Genomic DNA, 15,996 nt, shown 5'->3' on the forward strand with positions numbered 1-15,996 from the left:
ACATCGACTCCGGACCCGGTGTGCCCACCAAGGTGGGCACCTACCAAGGCAGGGGCCTGTATCGATAATGGATGGGGCGTGCCCACCAAGGTGGGCATCTACCAGAGCGCGGGATCAGCCCTCCGCCAACGCCTCCAGCGCCATTCTCGCCACCGCCTCGTCGACTTCGGCGGGGTCGCCATCATCCCGGAACCACGCCGCTGACAGCCCCGCGCTGGCTGCGATCCAACGCAGCAGGCGCGTGCGTTCCAGGCCCGCCAGCGCGCCGACCTGTTCCAGCCGGGTGGCAAACCGCTCGGGTCGGGTGGCCACATGGATGCCGGGGCCGCACAGGTCCGGATTGCTGAACATCGTCGTGTAATCGAACGCGCGGTCGCCCAGCAGCCGCTTCGGGTCGATCGCCAACCAGCCGCGCGCGCCGAAATCCAGCACGTTGTCGTGGTGCAGGTCGCCGTGCAGCGGCCGGATCTCCTGTTCCTGCTGCAGCAGTCCCTCCGCCAGTGATCTGCACTGTTCCAGCAGTGTCGGCAGCGCAGCCCTTGGCTGCAGCAGGTCGGCGAACCATGTTCGCAGGCAGACCAGTTCCGCTGGCGGCGCGCCCCGTGGCCGGTGCAGCCGTTGCAGGACCTGGCACAGGACCGTGGTGCAGGTGTCATCGTCGCCCTTGATCGAGCGTTGCCGCAGCGAGTCGCCGCCGGCACGTTCGATCAGGATCGCCGGCCCCTCGTGGGTCAGCAGGCGGGCGGCGCCGTCACCGTCCCACCAACGCAGCAGGCGATGGCTGTTCTGCTCTTCGGTTTCGCTGCTGATCTTCAGCATGGCCGGCTCGCCGGTGGCGGTCAGCACCGGCCAGAGCCGGGCATGGGGCGTTTCGATGGCTGCGCCATCACGCCGCAATCGCCAGCGGCTCAGGTAGGGTTCGCTCATGCCGGGTGGGCTGTCCTGGAGTGAATGAAGATCAAGCGATTCGCACTGATAACGCCATCTGAACGCAGCAATCCGCTAGGGTGATGGAAATCGCGTAGTCAGGCCGCATATTGTCCCCATCTGCCGCCGGAGTAATCCATGTTCAGCAAAGACCTCGAACACACCATCGGCCAGTGCTACAAGCGCGCCCGTGAGGCCCGGCATGAGTTCATGACGGTCGAACACCTGCTGTTGGCACTGCTCGACAACCCGTCCGCCCAGGCCGTACTGAAGGCCTGTGGCGCCGACGCCGAACGCCTGCGCCAGGAGCTGGAGCAGGCCATCGAGGCCTCCGTGTCCCGCCTGGCCGAAGATGACGGCCGCGATACCCAGCCGACCCTGGGCTTCCAGCGCGTGTTGCAGCGGGCCGTTTACCACGTGCAGTCCTCGGGCAAGAAGGAGGTCACCGGCGCCAATGTGCTGGTCGCCATCTTCGGCGAGAAGGACTCGCACGCCGTCTACTATCTCAACCAGCAGGATGTCACCCGGCTGGATGTGGTCAATTACCTGTCCCACGGCATCGCCAAGCTGGGCGAGGAAGGCGAGCAGCCGTCGTCCTCCTCCGAGGGCGAAGGCCGCATCGAAGGCGGGGAGGGCGAGCCGAAGGGTGATGCCCTGACCGAGTTCGCCAGCAACCTCAACGAACAGGCCCGGGCCGGTCGCATCGACCCGTTGGTTGGCCGAGCCGACGAGATCGAGCGCACCATCCAGGTCCTGTGCCGCCGCCGCAAGAACAACCCGCTGTACGTGGGTGAGGCGGGCGTAGGCAAGACCGCCATCGCCGAGGGCCTGGCCCGCCGCATCGTCGAGGGCTCGGTGCCCGACGTTCTGGCCGATGCGGTGATCTATTCGCTCGACCTGGGCGCGCTGGTGGCTGGCACCAAGTACCGCGGCGACTTCGAGAAGCGCCTGAAGAGCGTGCTGACCGCGCTGAAGAAGGTGCCCAATGCAGTGCTGTTCATCGACGAGATCCACACCATCATCGGTGCCGGTTCGGCGTCGGGCGGCACGATGGATGCGTCCAACCTGATCAAGCCGGCGCTGGCGTCCGGTGAGCTGCGCTGCATCGGCTCGACCACCTTCCAGGAGTACCGTGGCATCTTCGAGAAGGATCGGGCGCTGGCCCGCCGCTTCCAGAAGATCGACATCGTCGAGCCGACCGTCGGCGAGACCTACGAGATCCTGCAGGGCCTGAAGTCCAAGTACGAGCTGCACCACGGTGTGACCTATTCCGACGAGGCGCTGCAGGCTGCGGTGGACCTGTCGGTGAAGCACATCGGCGACCGCCTGCTGCCGGACAAGGCCATCGACGTGATCGACGAGGCGGGCGCCCGCCAGCGCCTGCTGCCGGAAGGCCAGCGCAAGGAGCTGATCGACGTCGAGGAAGTGGAGGCGATCGTCGCCAAGATGGCGCGTATCCCGACCAAGCAGGTCAGCGCCACCGACAAGGATGTGCTGCAGCACCTGGAGCGCAACCTGAAGATGGTGATCTTCGGCCAGGACCCGGCCATCGAGACGCTGTCCTCGGCGATCAAGCTGGCCCGTTCGGGCCTGGGCAACCCGGAAAAGCCGATCGGCAACTTCCTGTTCGCCGGTCCCACGGGTGTCGGCAAGACCGAGGTGACCAAGCAGCTGGCGCTGCAGCTGGGCATCGAGCTGGTCCGCTTCGACATGTCCGAGTACATGGAGCCGCATTCGATCAGCCGCCTGATCGGTGCGCCTCCGGGCTACGTCGGCTTCGACCAGGGTGGCCTGCTGACCGAGAAGATCGTCAAGACGCCGCACTGCGTGCTGCTGCTGGACGAAATCGAAAAGGCGCATCCGGACATCTTCAACATCCTGTTGCAGGTGATGGACCGCGGTGTGCTGACCGATACCAACGGTCGTGAAGCCAACTTCAAGAACGTCGTGCTGGTGATGACCACCAATGCCGGTGCGGCGCAGGCCTCGCGGCGTTCGATCGGCTTCACCAAGCAGGACCATGCCACCGACGCGATGGAGACCATCCGCCGCAGCTTCACCCCGGAATTCCGCAACCGCCTCGACGCGGTGGTGCAGTTCCAGGCGCTGGGCTTCGAGCACATCCTGCGCGTAGTCGACAAGTTCCTGATCGAGCTGGAGATGCTGCTGCAGGACAAGCACGTCAGCCTGTCGGCCACCCCGACCGCGCGCGACTGGCTGGCCCACCATGGTTTCGACCCGCTGATGGGTGCCCGCCCGATGGCCCGCGTGATCCAGGACAAGATCAAGCGTCCGCTGGCCGACGAGCTGTTGTTCGGCAAGCTGGTCAACGGTGGCAAGGTCAGCATCGACGTCCGCGACGACGAGCTGGTGGTCGAGACCCAGGCCGAGCCGGAGCGGCTGCTGCCGGTCACGGTGGAATGAGCTGATGCCATAGGCTTGGCGTGAAAGACTGGAAATGACAAGGGCGGCTTCGGCCGCCCTTGTTGTTTCCAGTGGGGCTGTCGTCCGCGGCCTTGCTTGAACGGAACGGAGGTGCCAATGCTGTCTTCTGGTCGCGATAGGGTGTTGCCCTGTTTGTATCGCGAAACGATACAGGATACAGTGATGATCATCGGTTTTCGCCACAGGGGCCTCGAGCGGCTCTACCGTTCCGGCAGTAGCAGTGGAATCCGCCACAGTCACGCCAGCAAGGTGTTGTTGATCCTGTCGATCCTGGATGTTGCTTCGGGTCCTGAGGATCTGGCCATGCCTGGATTGCGTCTGCATAAGCTCCGGGGCGGCCTGAAAGGGCATTGGTCTGTATGGGTCAATGGAAACTGGCGGATTACCTTCCGTTTCGCCGGCAGCGACGTGGAGCTGCTGGATTACCTGGACTATCACTGAGGCCGCGCATGATTCATCACCATCCGCATCCCGGGCAGGCGATCAAGGCAATGGTCTTTGATCCAATGGATCTGTCTGTGACCGAAGCGGCCGAGCGCCTGGCAATGTCGCGGGTAGCCCTTTCGCGGGTTCTGAACGGCAAGGCGGGCATCAGTCCTGACCTGGCCATCCGCCTTGAGATGGCGGGGGTGAGTACTGCGGTTCTCTGGATGGGGCTGCAATCCAGCTACGATCTCTGGTTGGCACGGCAGCGCGCGCAACCGAGAGTGTTGTCGCTGGTTGCCGCGACGCGTTGACGTATATCGCGACAAGGGCGGCTTCGGCCGCCCTTGTCCTGTCTGGGGTCAGCGGCTGCGGCGGCGCGCCTCACGCTTGAATCGCCCGGTTTCGTTCCTCTCGATGCGTGCAACCTCGCAGCTGCCGCGACCTGTGTCCAGTGCGCTACGGCCCTCGCTGCACAGCTCGTCAGCTTCTTTGCCGTCGGTCTTGAAGCCGAGGCGGGTGGCCAGTACGGCAGAAGGGCAGCTGTTGCGGAAATGCACAACATAGTGGTCTTCGCCGGAGCGAAGCAGGATGTTCTTGTCGGCGCCGGCGCGAACGATCTGCTGTTCGCCGGTCAGTGATACGCACTGTGCCGGCGCGGTGTCGGCGGCATGGGCGGACGACGCCAGCAGGGTGACGGCAGACAAAGCCAGGGGGATGAGCAGGGAAGACAGGTTCATGGCGGGGCAGGGGGCAGCGATCCGGACTGGATCGGATCCCAAGATGCCGCCGCCGCTGCAAATGCGAATCTGCCGCAAGCAGGGCTGACCGACGCCACGGTGAGATCGGTCACGATGACCTTTGGCGCCTCAGGCCGCGATCGAACGGAATCCCTGCTGGCGCCCCTGGTCGCCGCCGTCTTCGATGACAAAGGCGACCGCCTCGTGCGGAATGTGCAGGCGCTGCTTGAGGGTGCTGCCCATATGCGGAATCTCGCGCTGCACGGCCAGGTACAGCGGGTGCGAGGCGTCCATGCTGGTGCAGACCAGGCAGGGCTGGCCGAACCAGGTGCCGTCCGGGCCCTTGCTGGCGTAGCAGCGGCTGGTGACGGACTGGGGGTCCAGGACGATCAGGTAGGTCATGCGCGCAACGCCTTCTGTGAAGAACGCATTGAGTCTAGAGTCGCGGCGCGATGCGGTATTTCGGACAGGGACGAAAATCGAGCGGTCCCGGTGCCGGTCGCTTTCTTCCGCGCACGACAAAGGGCCAGCAGCGAGGCCGGCCCTGTCGGAGTGGCGCAATGCGCCGACCGCTTACTTCATGCGGTAGGTGATACGACCCTTGGTCAGGTCGTACGGGGTCATTTCAACCTTGACCCGGTCACCGGTGAGGATGCGGATGTAGTTCTTGCGCATGCGGCCGGAGATGTGGGCGATGATTTCGTGCCCATTTTCCAGACGAACGCGGAAAGTGGTGTTCGGCAGCGTCTCGCTGACGGTGCCCTCGAACTCGATGGAATCGTCTTTCGACATGTAGTCCTGTGCGGTTCAGAAAACGGCCACGCTGGGCCTAAGGCGCGGTATTTTACGCGTGATGGGCCCGGCTTGCAAAGTTTGTGTTAACCCCCGGCCAAACGCTGTGCTGGCAAGCGTCCTACCGCCTGGGTCCAGGGGCCTTCACGGCCGTCACGGTGTACGGCCTGACGGACGTGCTCCAGGAAGTCCGCGCGCGGCAGGTGCTCGGCGCCCATCCGCAGCAGGTGCGGATTCTCCACCTGGGCATCGATCAGTTCCCAGCTCCAGCCACGCAGGGTGGCTGCCAACGCGGCCAGGGCGATCTTGGAGCCGCCACTGGCGCCACTGAACATGCTCTCGCCGAAGAACATGGCGCCGATCGCGACGCCGTAGATGCCGCCGACCAGTGTCTGCCGATCCCAGACTTCGAAGGAATGGGCGAAGCCAAGGTCGTGCAGTTGGCTGTAGGCCTCGACCATCGCCGGGCTGATCCACGTACCGTCCTGGCCAGGGCGTGGTGCGGCGGCGCAGGCGCGCATCACCTGGCTGAAGGCGGTGTCGGCGGTGATCTCCCACGTGCTGCTGCGCAGCTGGCGGCGGAAGCGGCTGGACAGATGCACGCCGTCGGTGCGGAACACCATGCGCGGGTCCGGCGACCACCACAGGATTGGCTCACCCTCGCTGAACCACGGAAAGATACCGCCGGCGTAGGCATTGAGTAGACGCACCGGATGCAGGTCGCCGCCCACCGCCAGCAGGCCATCGGGCTGGCGCAGTGCGGTCTCGGCCGGAGGGAAGGGGGCGTCCGGCGCATCGGCCAGGCGCCAGGGCAGCTGGCGGGTCATGGGGCCATTGTATTCGTCGTGGTGATTCGTGATGTCTGGCACCATCACTGTTCACCGGCAAGGAGCCTCCGAATGAGTGACTCGATCAGCGCCATCCTCGACCTGCATGACGCCCCGCGCACGCGCAACGACAGCCAAGGCATGCTGCTGTCGCTGGCCACTGAACAGCCGCGTCAGCTGGGAGAGTTGATGCTGCAGGCGCTGGCGCGGCCTTCGCCGGGCTCGGCCTTCCTCGACATGGCACTGGACCTGCTGCCGGATGACGCGGTGCCCGCGGTCGCGGCCGACGCGTGGCGCCGCTATCGCGCGGGCGAGCGCGGTGACGTGTTGACGAGCGTGATGGAGTTCGCCAGCTATCAGGCGCCGCAGGTGCTGCAGGGCGATTGGGAGGCATTGCTGGCGGTCGCCAGTGAGAATGAGGTGCAGTTGGCCGCGCAGGTCTGGCAGGGCCTGCCCAGCGCGACGGCCGCGCATTGGGCGCAGATCCTGGCCGAAGCCGATGACGATCGCGAAATGGCGCGGGCCAGGGCGCTGCTGCTCGCCGTCCAGCCCGAAACCTACGCCATTGCTCGCGGCTACCTGGTCGACTGGGGGCGCTTGGATGCCGAGGTCTGAGCGCACTGGGCCGGCGTCGCCGAAGGTCCGCAGCCGCGTCGCCTGCATGGCGAGCGGCCATTGCACTTCCGCTTCGGCCGCGAACAGCATCGCGCGCAGCAGGCGGACGAGCCGAGCTGGCGCAGGCGCATCTGGCGCCTGCACCCGACCTGGAATGATGGGCAGGTACACCATGCTGGGCAGATGGGAGGGCCGCTGGAAGCGCTGTGTAGCAGCTGCCATGCGCCGCTGCAGCGCCTGCTGCAGACCGATGTCGCCGCGCTGCAGCCGGGCGCGTCGGGCGAGATCACGCTGGGGCTGTGCCTGGACTGCTGCGGCTGGGAAGACCCGCCCGTGCGTTTCTATCGCCATGATGCGGCCGGCCTGCCCAGCTGCCACCCCAGCCAGCACCGTGAGGTACCGAACACACCCACCGACAGTGGCGACCTGATGCAGGCCGAGGTGGGTCTGGTCGCCATGGACAGTGCGCGCTGGCAACAACAGGACTGGGGCCAGTCCAATCATCGGCAGAACCTGTCGCGCGTGGGCGGCGCGCCGAGCTGGGTGCAGAGTGCCTGGTACCCGGCGTGCATCGATTGCGGCGAAGAGATGCCGTTCGTGATGCAGCTGGATTCGACACTGCCGACCACGGGTGAGGGCACGCTGCTGTGGGGCAGCGGCGGCATGCTCTATACGTTCTGGTGTGCAAAGTGCCGGGTGAGCGGGCACTTCTGGCAGTGCACCTGAGCACAGCGCCCTCGCTATTGCCTTGGCAGTTGCCAACCTTGGTTGGCACGCTTTTCGGCACCGCGCCAATCGAGCAAGCGCGCCTCTACGGTTCTACGCGGAACGGCCCATGCCCCTGCAGCTCCTGCTGGTAGCGCCGCACACTCTGTCGCTCCTGCCGGCACCACTCCTGCAGCGCTTCCGCGAAGTCCGGATCGGCCACCCAGTGCCGGCTGTGCACCAGCGTCGGCAGGAAACCGCGTGCCAGCTTGTGCTCGCCCTGTGCGCCCGGCTCGAAGCGGGTCAGCCCTTCGCGCAGGCAATACTCGATGCCTTGGTAGTAGCAGGCCTCGAAGTGCAGGCCGGGCAGGGTGGCGCCGCCCCAGTAACGGCCGTACAGCGTGTCTCCACCGCGCAGGCATAGCGCGCCGGCAATCAGCTCGCCGTCCTGTTCGGCCAGGAACAGCACCAGCCCGCGCCCCAGGGATATCGCCAGATGGCGCAGGAAGGTCTCGGTCAGCGCCGGGGCATTGCCGTACTCGAGGAAGGTCTGCAGGTAGAAGCGGTACATCGCCTGCAGGTCGGCGCGGCTGGCTTCGTCGCCGTGCACCACGCGGAAGGTGATGCCCTGGCGGGTGACCTTGGCCCGTTCCTGGCGGATGTTCTTGCGGTGCTTGTGGTCCATCGCGCCGAGGAACTGCTCGAACGTGGCCCAGTCGCCCGGGTTCTGCCACTGGAACTGCACATCCTCGCGCAGCAGCCAGTCATCGCCGAACAACGCCTCGTCACCTGCGGTGTGGAAGTTGATATGGGCCGAGGAGACGTCCAGCGTCGGCAGCGTCTCGCGCAATGCCGACAGCAACGCGGCGCGCTCCAGATCGTGACGGGCCAGTAGGCGCGGGCCGGTGACCGGCGAGTACGGCACCGCGCCCAGCCACTTCGGATAGTAGTCGCGGCCATGACGGGCATACGCGTTGGCCCAGGCATGGTCGAACACGAATTCGCCGTGGGAGTTGGTCTTCAGGTAACCCGGAATGGCGCCGACCAGCGTGTTGCCCTCCCACAGCGTGAAGTGCCGGGGCTGCCAGCCCCAGTCCTCGCGCAGGCAGCCATGTTGTTCCAGGCCCGAGAGGAAGGCGTGGCTGACGAAAGGGTTGCGGCCGTCGTGCAGGGCATCCCAGTCGGTGGCGGAAACGGACTGCAGGGAGTCGAGGAAACGGGAGGAGGGCATGGGGGAAGGATAGGGCAGATGAAACAGAAAGGCCGACGCACCGGCGTCGGCCTTTTATCCGGAGTCGAGCATGGCTCGACCCTACAGGAGCGGGTCAGCCTCTCAGCCGGCCTTGCCCTGTGCGTCCAGGTAGCGCTCGGCGTCCAGTGCGGCCATGCAGCCGAAACCGGCCGAGGTGATCGCCTGGCGGTAGTGCTGGTCGGCCACGTCGCCGGCGGCGAACACGCCTTCCACCGAGGTCTGGGTGGCATTGCCGCCGAGGCCCGAGCGGATTTCCAGGTAACCGTTGTTCATCGCCAGCTGGCCGTCGAACAGGGTGGTGTTCGGGTGGTGGCCGATGGCCACGAAGAAGCCGTGGGCGTCGATGTCGCGGGTGCTGCCGTCCAGCGTGGACTTCACGCGCACGCCGGTCACGCCGGCATCATTGCCCAGCACTTCTTCAACCTGATGGTGCCAGACGGTCTCGATCTTGCCTTCGGCGACCTTCTTGAACAGCTTGTCCTGCATGATCTTTTCCGCCTTCAGGGTGTCGCGGCGGTGGACCAGGTAGACCTTGCGGGCGATATTGGACAGGTACAGCGCCTCTTCCACGGCGGTGTTGCCGCCGCCGACCACGACCACGTCCTGGTCGCGGTAGAAGAAGCCGTCACAGGTGGCGCAGGCAGACACGCCGCGGCCCTTGAACTCGTCCTCGGTCGGGATGCCCAGATACTTGGCGGTGGCGCCGGTGGCGATGATCAGGGCATCGCAGGTGTACTCGTGGCTGTCGCCGATCAGCTTGAACGGGCGCTGCGACACGTCGGCGGTGTGGATGTGGTCGAAGATGACTTCGGTCTCGAAGCGCTCGGCGTGGGCCTGCATGCGCGCCATCAGGTCCGGGCCCATCAGGCCGTGGGCGTCGCCCGGCCAGTTGTCCACCTCGGTGGTGGTCATCAGCTGGCCGCCCTGCTGCAGGCCGGTGATGACGACCGGCTTCAGGTTGGCGCGGGCGGCGTAGACGGCGGCGGTCCAACCGGCCGGGCCGGAACCGAGGATGACGAGGCGCTGGTGGCGGGAGGGCAGGCTGGTGCTCATGTAGACTCGCGAAAAAGTAGATGGGACAAGGCGCTGGCGATGTTTGCGCAGCATCCGTGGCTGGTCATAGAGTGGCGGCTGGGGCAGGGCGATTCAAGCCGATGAACAGAACGCCGTCATCCAGCAGTAGTTCCGGCCCTCCGATTGCCCTGTCAGATGTCGCATAACTGAAAACTGACGCCGTCTCATTTATTATCAATCACTAACAGCGCATTCCAAAGGTATGGTCTAAGGTGGCGAAGCAGGTCCCCGAACGCTCCAAGTCCGACGACAGCAAGGCGTCACGTCGCACGGCCGCGGCGGCGACGACCGACAATCCACGCCGCCAACGCCTCTGGCGCGACCTTGGCCTGATCGCCATCGCGCCGGCGCTGCTGTATCTGGCGGCCAGTCTGTTCACCTATTCAGCGACCGACCCGGGCTGGTCGCACACCGGCAGCGTGGTCGCGCCGGTGCACAACCTGGGTGGTCGCGCCGGCGCCTGGATCGCCGACGTGCTGCTGCAGCTGTTCGGCTACATCGCCTTCCTGCTGCCGGTGGTGCTGGGCGCGCTGGCGTGGATCGCCATGTTCGGCCTCAAGCGCGAGAGCAAGGGCGAGAACGATCTGGACCCGGCGCTGCGCCTGGTCGGCCTGGTCGGTTTCCTGATCGCCGGCACCGGCTTCCTGCATGTGCGCCTGTTCAGTGGCGACGTCTCCAGTGCCGGCGGCATCCTCGGCAAGCTGGTCGGCAATTCGCTCACGGTGGGCTTCGGTGCGCTGGGCGCGAACCTGTTCGTGCTGGTGCTGCTCTTGGCCTCGATCACCCTGGCCACCGGGCTGTCCTGGTTCACGGTGATGGAGAAGATCGGCCGCGGCGTGATGTCGCTGGCGCCGTTGCTGGCGCGCAAGAAGGAAGAAGTCACCGAGTGGCAGCAGACCCGGGTGATGCGCGAGGAGCGCCAGGAAGTGCGCAAGGCCGATGCCGAGGTGCGCGCCAAGCGCGAGCCGGTGAAGATCGAGCCGCGCCCGGAACCGGTGATCGAGAAGAGTGACCGGGCCAAGCGCGACACGCAGATTCCGATGTTCCGGGGCGTCAACGGCGACGGCTCGGACCTGCCGCCGCTGGCCCTGCTGGATGACCCCAAGCCGCAGCCGGTGGGCTACGACAAGGAAACCCTGGACGCGCTGTCGCGGCAGATCGAGTTCAAGCTGAAGGATTTCCGCATCGACGCCCAGGTGGTCGGCGCCAACCCCGGCCCGGTCATTACCCGCTTCGAGATCGAGCCGGCGCCGGGCATCAAGGTCAGCCAGATCAGTTCGCTGGACAAGGACATCGCGCGCGGCCTGTCGGTGAAGTCGGTGCGCGTGGTCGACGTCATTCCGGGCAAATCGGTGATCGGCCTGGAAATTCCCAACGTCACCCGCGAGATGATCTACCTCTCCGAGCTGCTGCGTTCGAAGGAATACGACAAGTCGGCCAGCGTGCTGACCCTGGCGCTGGGCAAGGACATCGCTGGCCGCTCGACCGTGGCCGACCTGGCGCGCATGCCGCACCTGCTGGTGGCCGGTACCACCGGTTCGGGCAAGTCGGTGGCGGTCAACGCGATGGTGCTGAGCCTGCTGTTCAAGGCCTCGCCGAAAGACCTGCGGATGCTGATGATCGACCCGAAGATGCTCGAACTGAGCGTCTACCAGGGCATCCCGCACCTGCTGGCGCCGGTGGTCACCGACATGAAGGAGGCCGCCAATGGCCTGCGCTGGTGCGTGGCCGAGATGGAGCGCCGCTACAAGCTGATGAGCGCGGTGGGCGTGCGCAACCTGGCGGGCTTCAACAAGAAGGTGAAGGAAGCCCAGGACGCCGGCCAGCCACTGATGGACCCGCTGTTCAAGCCGAACCCGGAACTGGGCGAGGCGCCGCGTCCGCTGGAGACGCTGCCGTTCATCGTCATCTTCATCGACGAATTCGCCGACATGATGATGATCGTCGGCAAGAAGGTGGAAGAGCTGATCGCGCGCCTGGCACAGAAGGCGCGTGCGGCCGGCATCCACCTGATCCTGGCCACGCAGCGCCCGTCGGTGGACGTGATCACCGGCCTGATCAAGGCCAACATCCCGACCCGCATCGCCTTCCAGGTCAGTTCCAAGATCGACTCGCGCACCATCCTCGACCAGTCCGGCGCAGAAACCCTGCTCGGCCACGGCGACATGCTGTACCTGCCGCCGGGTACCGCCATGCCCGAGCGCGTGCACGGCGCCTTCGTCTCCGACGAGGAAGTGCATCGCGTGGTTGAACACCTCAAGGCGATGGGCCCGGCCGACTATGTCGACGGCGTGCTGGACGAAGTGCAGACGATGGGCGACGGCGTGGTCGTCGGCGCCACCGGCCTGCCCGAGAACAGCTCTGCCGGCGATGAGTCCGACCCGTTGTATGACGAAGCGCTGCGGGTGGTCACCGAGACCCGCCGTGCCTCGATTTCCGGCGTGCAGCGCCGGCTGAAGATCGGCTACAACCGTGCAGCGCGATTGATCGAGGCCATGGAAGCGGCCGGCGTGGTCAGTCCGCCCGAGCACAACGGCGACCGCACGGTGCTGGCACCGCCGCCGCCGAAGTAAGACCCGACGTATCCCCCACGACGTCCAAGGAACCGACGCATGCTTCACCCCGTACCAAGCGCGCTGGCACTGGCGCTGGCAGCCTTCCTGGCTGCCGGCCCGGCACTGGCAGACACCGCCACCTCCGCGCCCGCCACGGCGCCGCCTTCCACCAGCGGCGATACCGAAGCCAGCAATAATTTCAGCATTGTCCGTTACCGCGCCGACTACCAGGTGCGGCCGGATGCGGGCAATGTGCAGACCGAAACCTACGAAGTCCTGCTCAAGACCAAGGCCTCCGTCGAGCAGTTCAGCCAGGTGCGGCTGAGCTACAGCGAGAAGATGGAGACGCTGGAAGTACTCGGTGCCTACACCATCACCGCCGACGGCCAGCGCCGCGACGTGCCGGCTGACCGCATCTACACCCAGGAAAGCTATTCCAGCGCCTCGGCGGCGATGTATGCCGACCGCAAGGTGCGGGTGATCGTGTTCCCGAACCTGGCCCCGGGCACGCGCCTGTTCTACCAGGTACGCCGCACCCAGGCCACGCCGTACTTCCCCGGCTACTTCGGCCTGTGGGAGACCTTCAACGTCTTCACCGAGTACGAGGACGCCGAGGTCACCCTGAGTGCGCCGGCCAACCTGCCGATGTTCGTCGACAGCCGCGGCGTGCAGGGCAGCGATCGCCCGACGGTGAAGAACGGCCAGGCGCAGTGGCGCTGGCGCTACCAGCGGCGCGAGGCCATGCCGGCACAGAACTGGTCGGCGGCAGGCTGGGAGTTCGGCCCGAACATCATGGCCAGTACCTATCGTGACTGGTCGCAGATGGGTCGCGCCTACCAGCTCAAGGCCGGCCCGGCCGCGCAGGTCACGCCGGAACTGCAGGCGCTGGCCGATGAGATCACTGCTGGCATCAGCGACCGTCGCGAGCAGGCCGACGCGTTGTACCGCTGGGTGGCGCAGAACATCCGCTACGTGGCGGTGTACCTGGGCAATGGTGGCCTGGAGCCGAACAGTGCGCAGAGCATCCTCGACAACCACTATGGTGACTGCAAGGACCATGTGACGATCCTGGAGGCGCTGCTGGCGGCCAAGGGCATCGCCAGCTCGCCGGTGCTGATCGGTGCCAGCGGTGGCCCGACGCTGCCGAAGATCCCGGTGCTGGGCCGCTTCAACCACGCCATCACCTACATTCCCGAGTTCGATCTGTACCTGGATTCGACCACCGCGTGGGCGCGCTTCGGCCAGCTGCCGGAAGGCGACCTCGGTGCACCGGTGATGCGTACCCGCGACGCCTCACTGGCGCGCACCCCGGCCAATACGCCGGAGCGCAATGCCACCTCGATGGAGGTGCGCTTCACCTTCGACGCCAACGGCAACCTGCGCGGCGAGACGATTCCGAAGCTGGGCGAGAACGCCGAGATCGGCATGCGCGCCCAGTTCTCCCAGCTCAACGCGCAGAACCGTGCGCGCGCTGAAGAGCAGATCATGGCCGCGTCCGGTTTCGATGGGCGAGGGCAGCTGCAGATCCAGGGCGTGCCGGTCGACCTGACCCGGCCGTTTGGCTACCGCATGGCGTTCCAGGCCGAGGACTACGCCGACTTCAGCGTGGCCGGCGGCATGGCTGTGCCGGACCCGCCGGGTGGCGAATCGGTGCGTGGCCTGTACGCCACCGCCTCGGCGCCGGCCAACGAGACGCCGTTCTACTGCAACGCCAGCCTGCGCGAGGAAACCTATCGCCTGCAGTTCCCGGCCAATGCGCCGATCATCGCCATCCCGGCCAGCCAGCGTTTCACCAACGCCGCCGGCGAGTATCGCGTGGACTGGAGCCGCGAGGGCCAGGACGTGATCGTCCATCACCGGTTGCAGCAGAATGCGGTGCGTGGACCAGAGGCGCTGTGCCAGCCGCAGGACTATCCGGCGTTCCGCGCGCTGTACCGCGAAGTGCGGCGCGGCTTCCGCGGGCAGGTGCTGTACGGCAAGCTGCCGGGTTCCGGCGGCTGAATCGCCGATGGACGTTCGGGGCGGCATAATGTCGCCCTGATCGCCCATTCATCTTTCCCCGGGCACACTGGCAACCACCTTTCCTGGCGCCCGCGCCCACAGGATTCCCGCATGAACTTCCGCCTCCGCCGTTTCCTTGCCACCACCACCCTGGCCGTGGCCTGCGCCGCCGCCGGCAGCGCCTGGGCTGGCGCCCGCGATGACCTGAAGACCTTCACCAGTGGCCTGAAGGGCCTGGATGGCCAGTTCAGCCAGCAGGTGTTCGACAGCCGCGGGAAGGTCAAGGAATCGACCAGCGGCCGCGTGGCCTTGTCCGCGCCGCGCCTGTTCCGCTGGGAATACGTGCGCCCGCACGAACAGCTGATCGTGGCCGACGGCAGGAAGGTCTGGATGTACGAGCCGGACCTGGAGCAGGCCACTGTTCGCGAGCAGGGCAAGGAAGAGCAGAACAGCCCGCTGACCGCGCTGATCAACCCGGCGCTGCTGGAGCAGCAGTACGACGTCAGCGAAGAGGCCGCGCAGCGCGACGGCCTGCAGTGGCTGTCGCTGTCGCCGAAGCGCGAGACCGAAGCCAGCTTCCAGTACGCCGCGCTGGGCTTCAATGCCCAGGGCCTGGCCAAGATGGAAATCACCGACGCCGTCGGCCAGCGCACCGTGATCAGCTTCAGTGGCTGGAAGCGTAACCCGGGCTTTGCTGCCGGCACCTTCAGCTTTACCCCGCCGAAGGGCACCGACGTCATCGGTAACTGATCTCTGGGCGGAAACGCCTTGGTGGGTGTCAACCTTGGTTGACACGCTTTTGATCTGCCGGCCAGCGGCCGGCACTACCGATCCCTGCAGCTTGATCCGCTACCAAGCACGGCCTGGCGCTATCTGCTCTGGCGGGTGTCAACCGGCACCGCCTTGGTGGGTGCCAACCTTGGTTGGCACGCTCTCGCGGTACAATGAGCGTGTGGCAAGACATCGTTCAACTTCCTTCCCCGGCCCCGATCTGCTGAGCGTCGATCGGGAACATCTGCGCCCACTGGCCGAGCGCATGCGCCCACGCACCCTCGACGAAATGGTCGGGCAGAAGCGCCTGCTGGCGCCGGACAGCGCGCTGCGTCGCGCGGTCGAGTCCGGTCGCGTGCATTCGATGATCCTGTGGGGGCCGCCGGGCTGCGGCAAGACCACGCTGGCACTGCTGCTGGCCGAGTATTCCGACGCCGAGTTCCGTGCGATCTCCGCGGTGCTGTCCGGCCTGCCGGAAGTGCGCCAGGTGCTGGCCGAGGCCGCGCAGCGGTTTGCCGAAGGTCGCCGCACCGTGCTGTTCGTGGACGAGGTGCATCGCTTCAACAAGGCGCAGCAGGATGCGTTCCTGCCGCACATCGAGCGCGGCACCATTCTGTTCGTCGGTGCCACCACCGAGAATCCGTCGTTCGAGCTGAACTCGGCGCTGCTGTCGCGCTGCCGCGTGCATGTGCTGGAGGGCGTCTCGCCCACCGACATCGTCGAGGCGCTGGAGCGTGCGCTGGGTGACCGCGAACGCGGCCTGGTCGAGGAGGGCATCGAGGTCGCTCCCGAACTACTGCTGGAAATCGCCACCGCCGCCGACGGCGACGTGCGCCGTGCGCTGACCCTGTTGGAATCGCTGCCGAGCT

At 66.2% G+C, this 15,996-nt stretch carries 16 protein-coding genes; 9 read left to right on the forward strand and 7 right to left on the reverse strand.

Annotated features, from left to right (window positions below; all coding sequences use genetic code 11):
- Positions 1–114: 114 nt before the first annotated feature.
- A complete protein-coding gene (locus tag QRO95_RS11135) occupies positions 115–927 on the reverse strand; it encodes an APH(6) family putative aminoglycoside O-phosphotransferase (protein WP_285302552.1) in 813 nt (270 codons plus the stop codon).
- A 138-nt stretch (positions 928–1,065) separates the two neighbouring features.
- Between QRO95_RS11135 and clpA the strand changes: the two genes are divergently transcribed.
- From clpA to QRO95_RS11150, 3 genes are all read left to right on the forward strand, one after another.
- Entirely contained in the window at positions 1,066–3,351 is a 2,286-nt protein-coding gene (gene clpA, locus QRO95_RS11140) for an ATP-dependent Clp protease ATP-binding subunit ClpA (protein WP_049421950.1), read from the forward strand.
- A gap of 183 nt (positions 3,352–3,534) precedes the next feature.
- Positions 3,535–3,813, forward strand: a complete 279-nt coding sequence (locus tag QRO95_RS11145) for a type II toxin-antitoxin system RelE/ParE family toxin (protein ID WP_125895706.1) — start codon at positions 3,535–3,537, stop codon at positions 3,811–3,813.
- A gap of 8 nt (positions 3,814–3,821) precedes the next feature.
- Positions 3,822–4,109: a HigA family addiction module antitoxin gene (locus QRO95_RS11150; protein ID WP_285302553.1), complete on the forward strand. Its 288-nt coding sequence runs from the start codon at positions 3,822–3,824 to the stop codon at positions 4,107–4,109.
- Positions 4,110–4,157: 48 nt separating this feature from the next.
- Here the strand turns inward: QRO95_RS11150 and QRO95_RS11155 are convergent, their stop codons facing one another.
- The 4 genes from QRO95_RS11155 to aat form a co-directional block, all read right to left on the reverse strand.
- A complete protein-coding gene (locus QRO95_RS11155) occupies positions 4,158–4,535 on the reverse strand; it encodes a hypothetical protein (RefSeq protein WP_285302554.1) in 378 nt (125 codons plus the stop codon).
- Positions 4,536–4,664: 129 nt separating this feature from the next.
- Complete coding sequence (locus QRO95_RS11160) at positions 4,665–4,937, reverse strand: hypothetical protein (protein WP_049399363.1); 273 nt, start codon at positions 4,935–4,937, stop codon at positions 4,665–4,667.
- Between the two features lie 171 nt (positions 4,938–5,108).
- Positions 5,109–5,327 carry a translation initiation factor IF-1 gene (gene infA, locus QRO95_RS11165; RefSeq protein WP_005409596.1) on the reverse strand — a complete coding sequence of 73 codons (219 nt, stop codon included), beginning with the start codon at positions 5,325–5,327 and terminating at the stop codon, positions 5,109–5,111.
- Positions 5,328–5,413: 86 nt separating this feature from the next.
- Positions 5,414–6,154, reverse strand: a complete 741-nt coding sequence (gene aat / locus QRO95_RS11170; protein WP_285302555.1) for a leucyl/phenylalanyl-tRNA--protein transferase — start codon at positions 6,152–6,154, stop codon at positions 5,414–5,416.
- 72 nt (positions 6,155–6,226) lie between these two features.
- On the opposite strand from aat, the gene QRO95_RS11175 reads away from it, so the two are divergent.
- Both QRO95_RS11175 and QRO95_RS11180 read left to right on the forward strand, forming a co-directional pair.
- A complete protein-coding gene (locus QRO95_RS11175) occupies positions 6,227–6,769 on the forward strand; it encodes a hypothetical protein (protein ID WP_285302556.1) in 543 nt (180 codons plus the stop codon).
- Between the two features lie 60 nt (positions 6,770–6,829).
- On the forward strand, positions 6,830–7,495 hold the full coding sequence (locus QRO95_RS11180) for a hypothetical protein (protein ID WP_285302557.1): 666 nt from the start codon (positions 6,830–6,832) through the stop codon (positions 7,493–7,495).
- Positions 7,496–7,580: 85 nt separating this feature from the next.
- Here the strand turns inward: QRO95_RS11180 and QRO95_RS11185 are convergent, their stop codons facing one another.
- Positions 7,581–8,705, reverse strand: a complete 1,125-nt coding sequence (locus tag QRO95_RS11185) for a GNAT family N-acetyltransferase (RefSeq protein WP_285302558.1) — start codon at positions 8,703–8,705, stop codon at positions 7,581–7,583.
- A gap of 102 nt (positions 8,706–8,807) precedes the next feature.
- On the reverse strand, positions 8,808–9,779 hold the full coding sequence (trxB, locus tag QRO95_RS11190; RefSeq protein WP_197581033.1) for a thioredoxin-disulfide reductase: 972 nt from the start codon (positions 9,777–9,779) through the stop codon (positions 8,808–8,810).
- A gap of 233 nt (positions 9,780–10,012) precedes the next feature.
- On the opposite strand from trxB, the gene QRO95_RS11195 reads away from it, so the two are divergent.
- The 4 genes from QRO95_RS11195 to QRO95_RS11210 form a co-directional block, all read left to right on the forward strand.
- Positions 10,013–12,373: a DNA translocase FtsK gene (locus tag QRO95_RS11195; RefSeq protein ID WP_032127351.1), complete on the forward strand. Its 2,361-nt coding sequence runs from the start codon at positions 10,013–10,015 to the stop codon at positions 12,371–12,373.
- A 39-nt stretch (positions 12,374–12,412) separates the two neighbouring features.
- Entirely contained in the window at positions 12,413–14,356 is a 1,944-nt protein-coding gene (locus tag QRO95_RS11200; protein WP_285302559.1) for a DUF3857 domain-containing protein, read from the forward strand.
- Positions 14,357–14,467: 111 nt separating this feature from the next.
- A complete protein-coding gene (gene lolA / locus QRO95_RS11205) occupies positions 14,468–15,106 on the forward strand; it encodes an outer membrane lipoprotein chaperone LolA (protein ID WP_285302560.1) in 639 nt (212 codons plus the stop codon).
- A 286-nt stretch (positions 15,107–15,392) separates the two neighbouring features.
- A partial coding sequence (locus QRO95_RS11210; protein WP_285302561.1) for an AAA family ATPase occupies positions 15,393–15,996 on the forward strand: 604 nt, incomplete at its 3' end.

It is taken from the genome of Stenotrophomonas maltophilia group sp. Smal13, assembly GCF_030236855.1.
Classification (GTDB): Bacteria; Pseudomonadota; Gammaproteobacteria; order Xanthomonadales; family Xanthomonadaceae; genus Stenotrophomonas; species Stenotrophomonas maltophilia_A.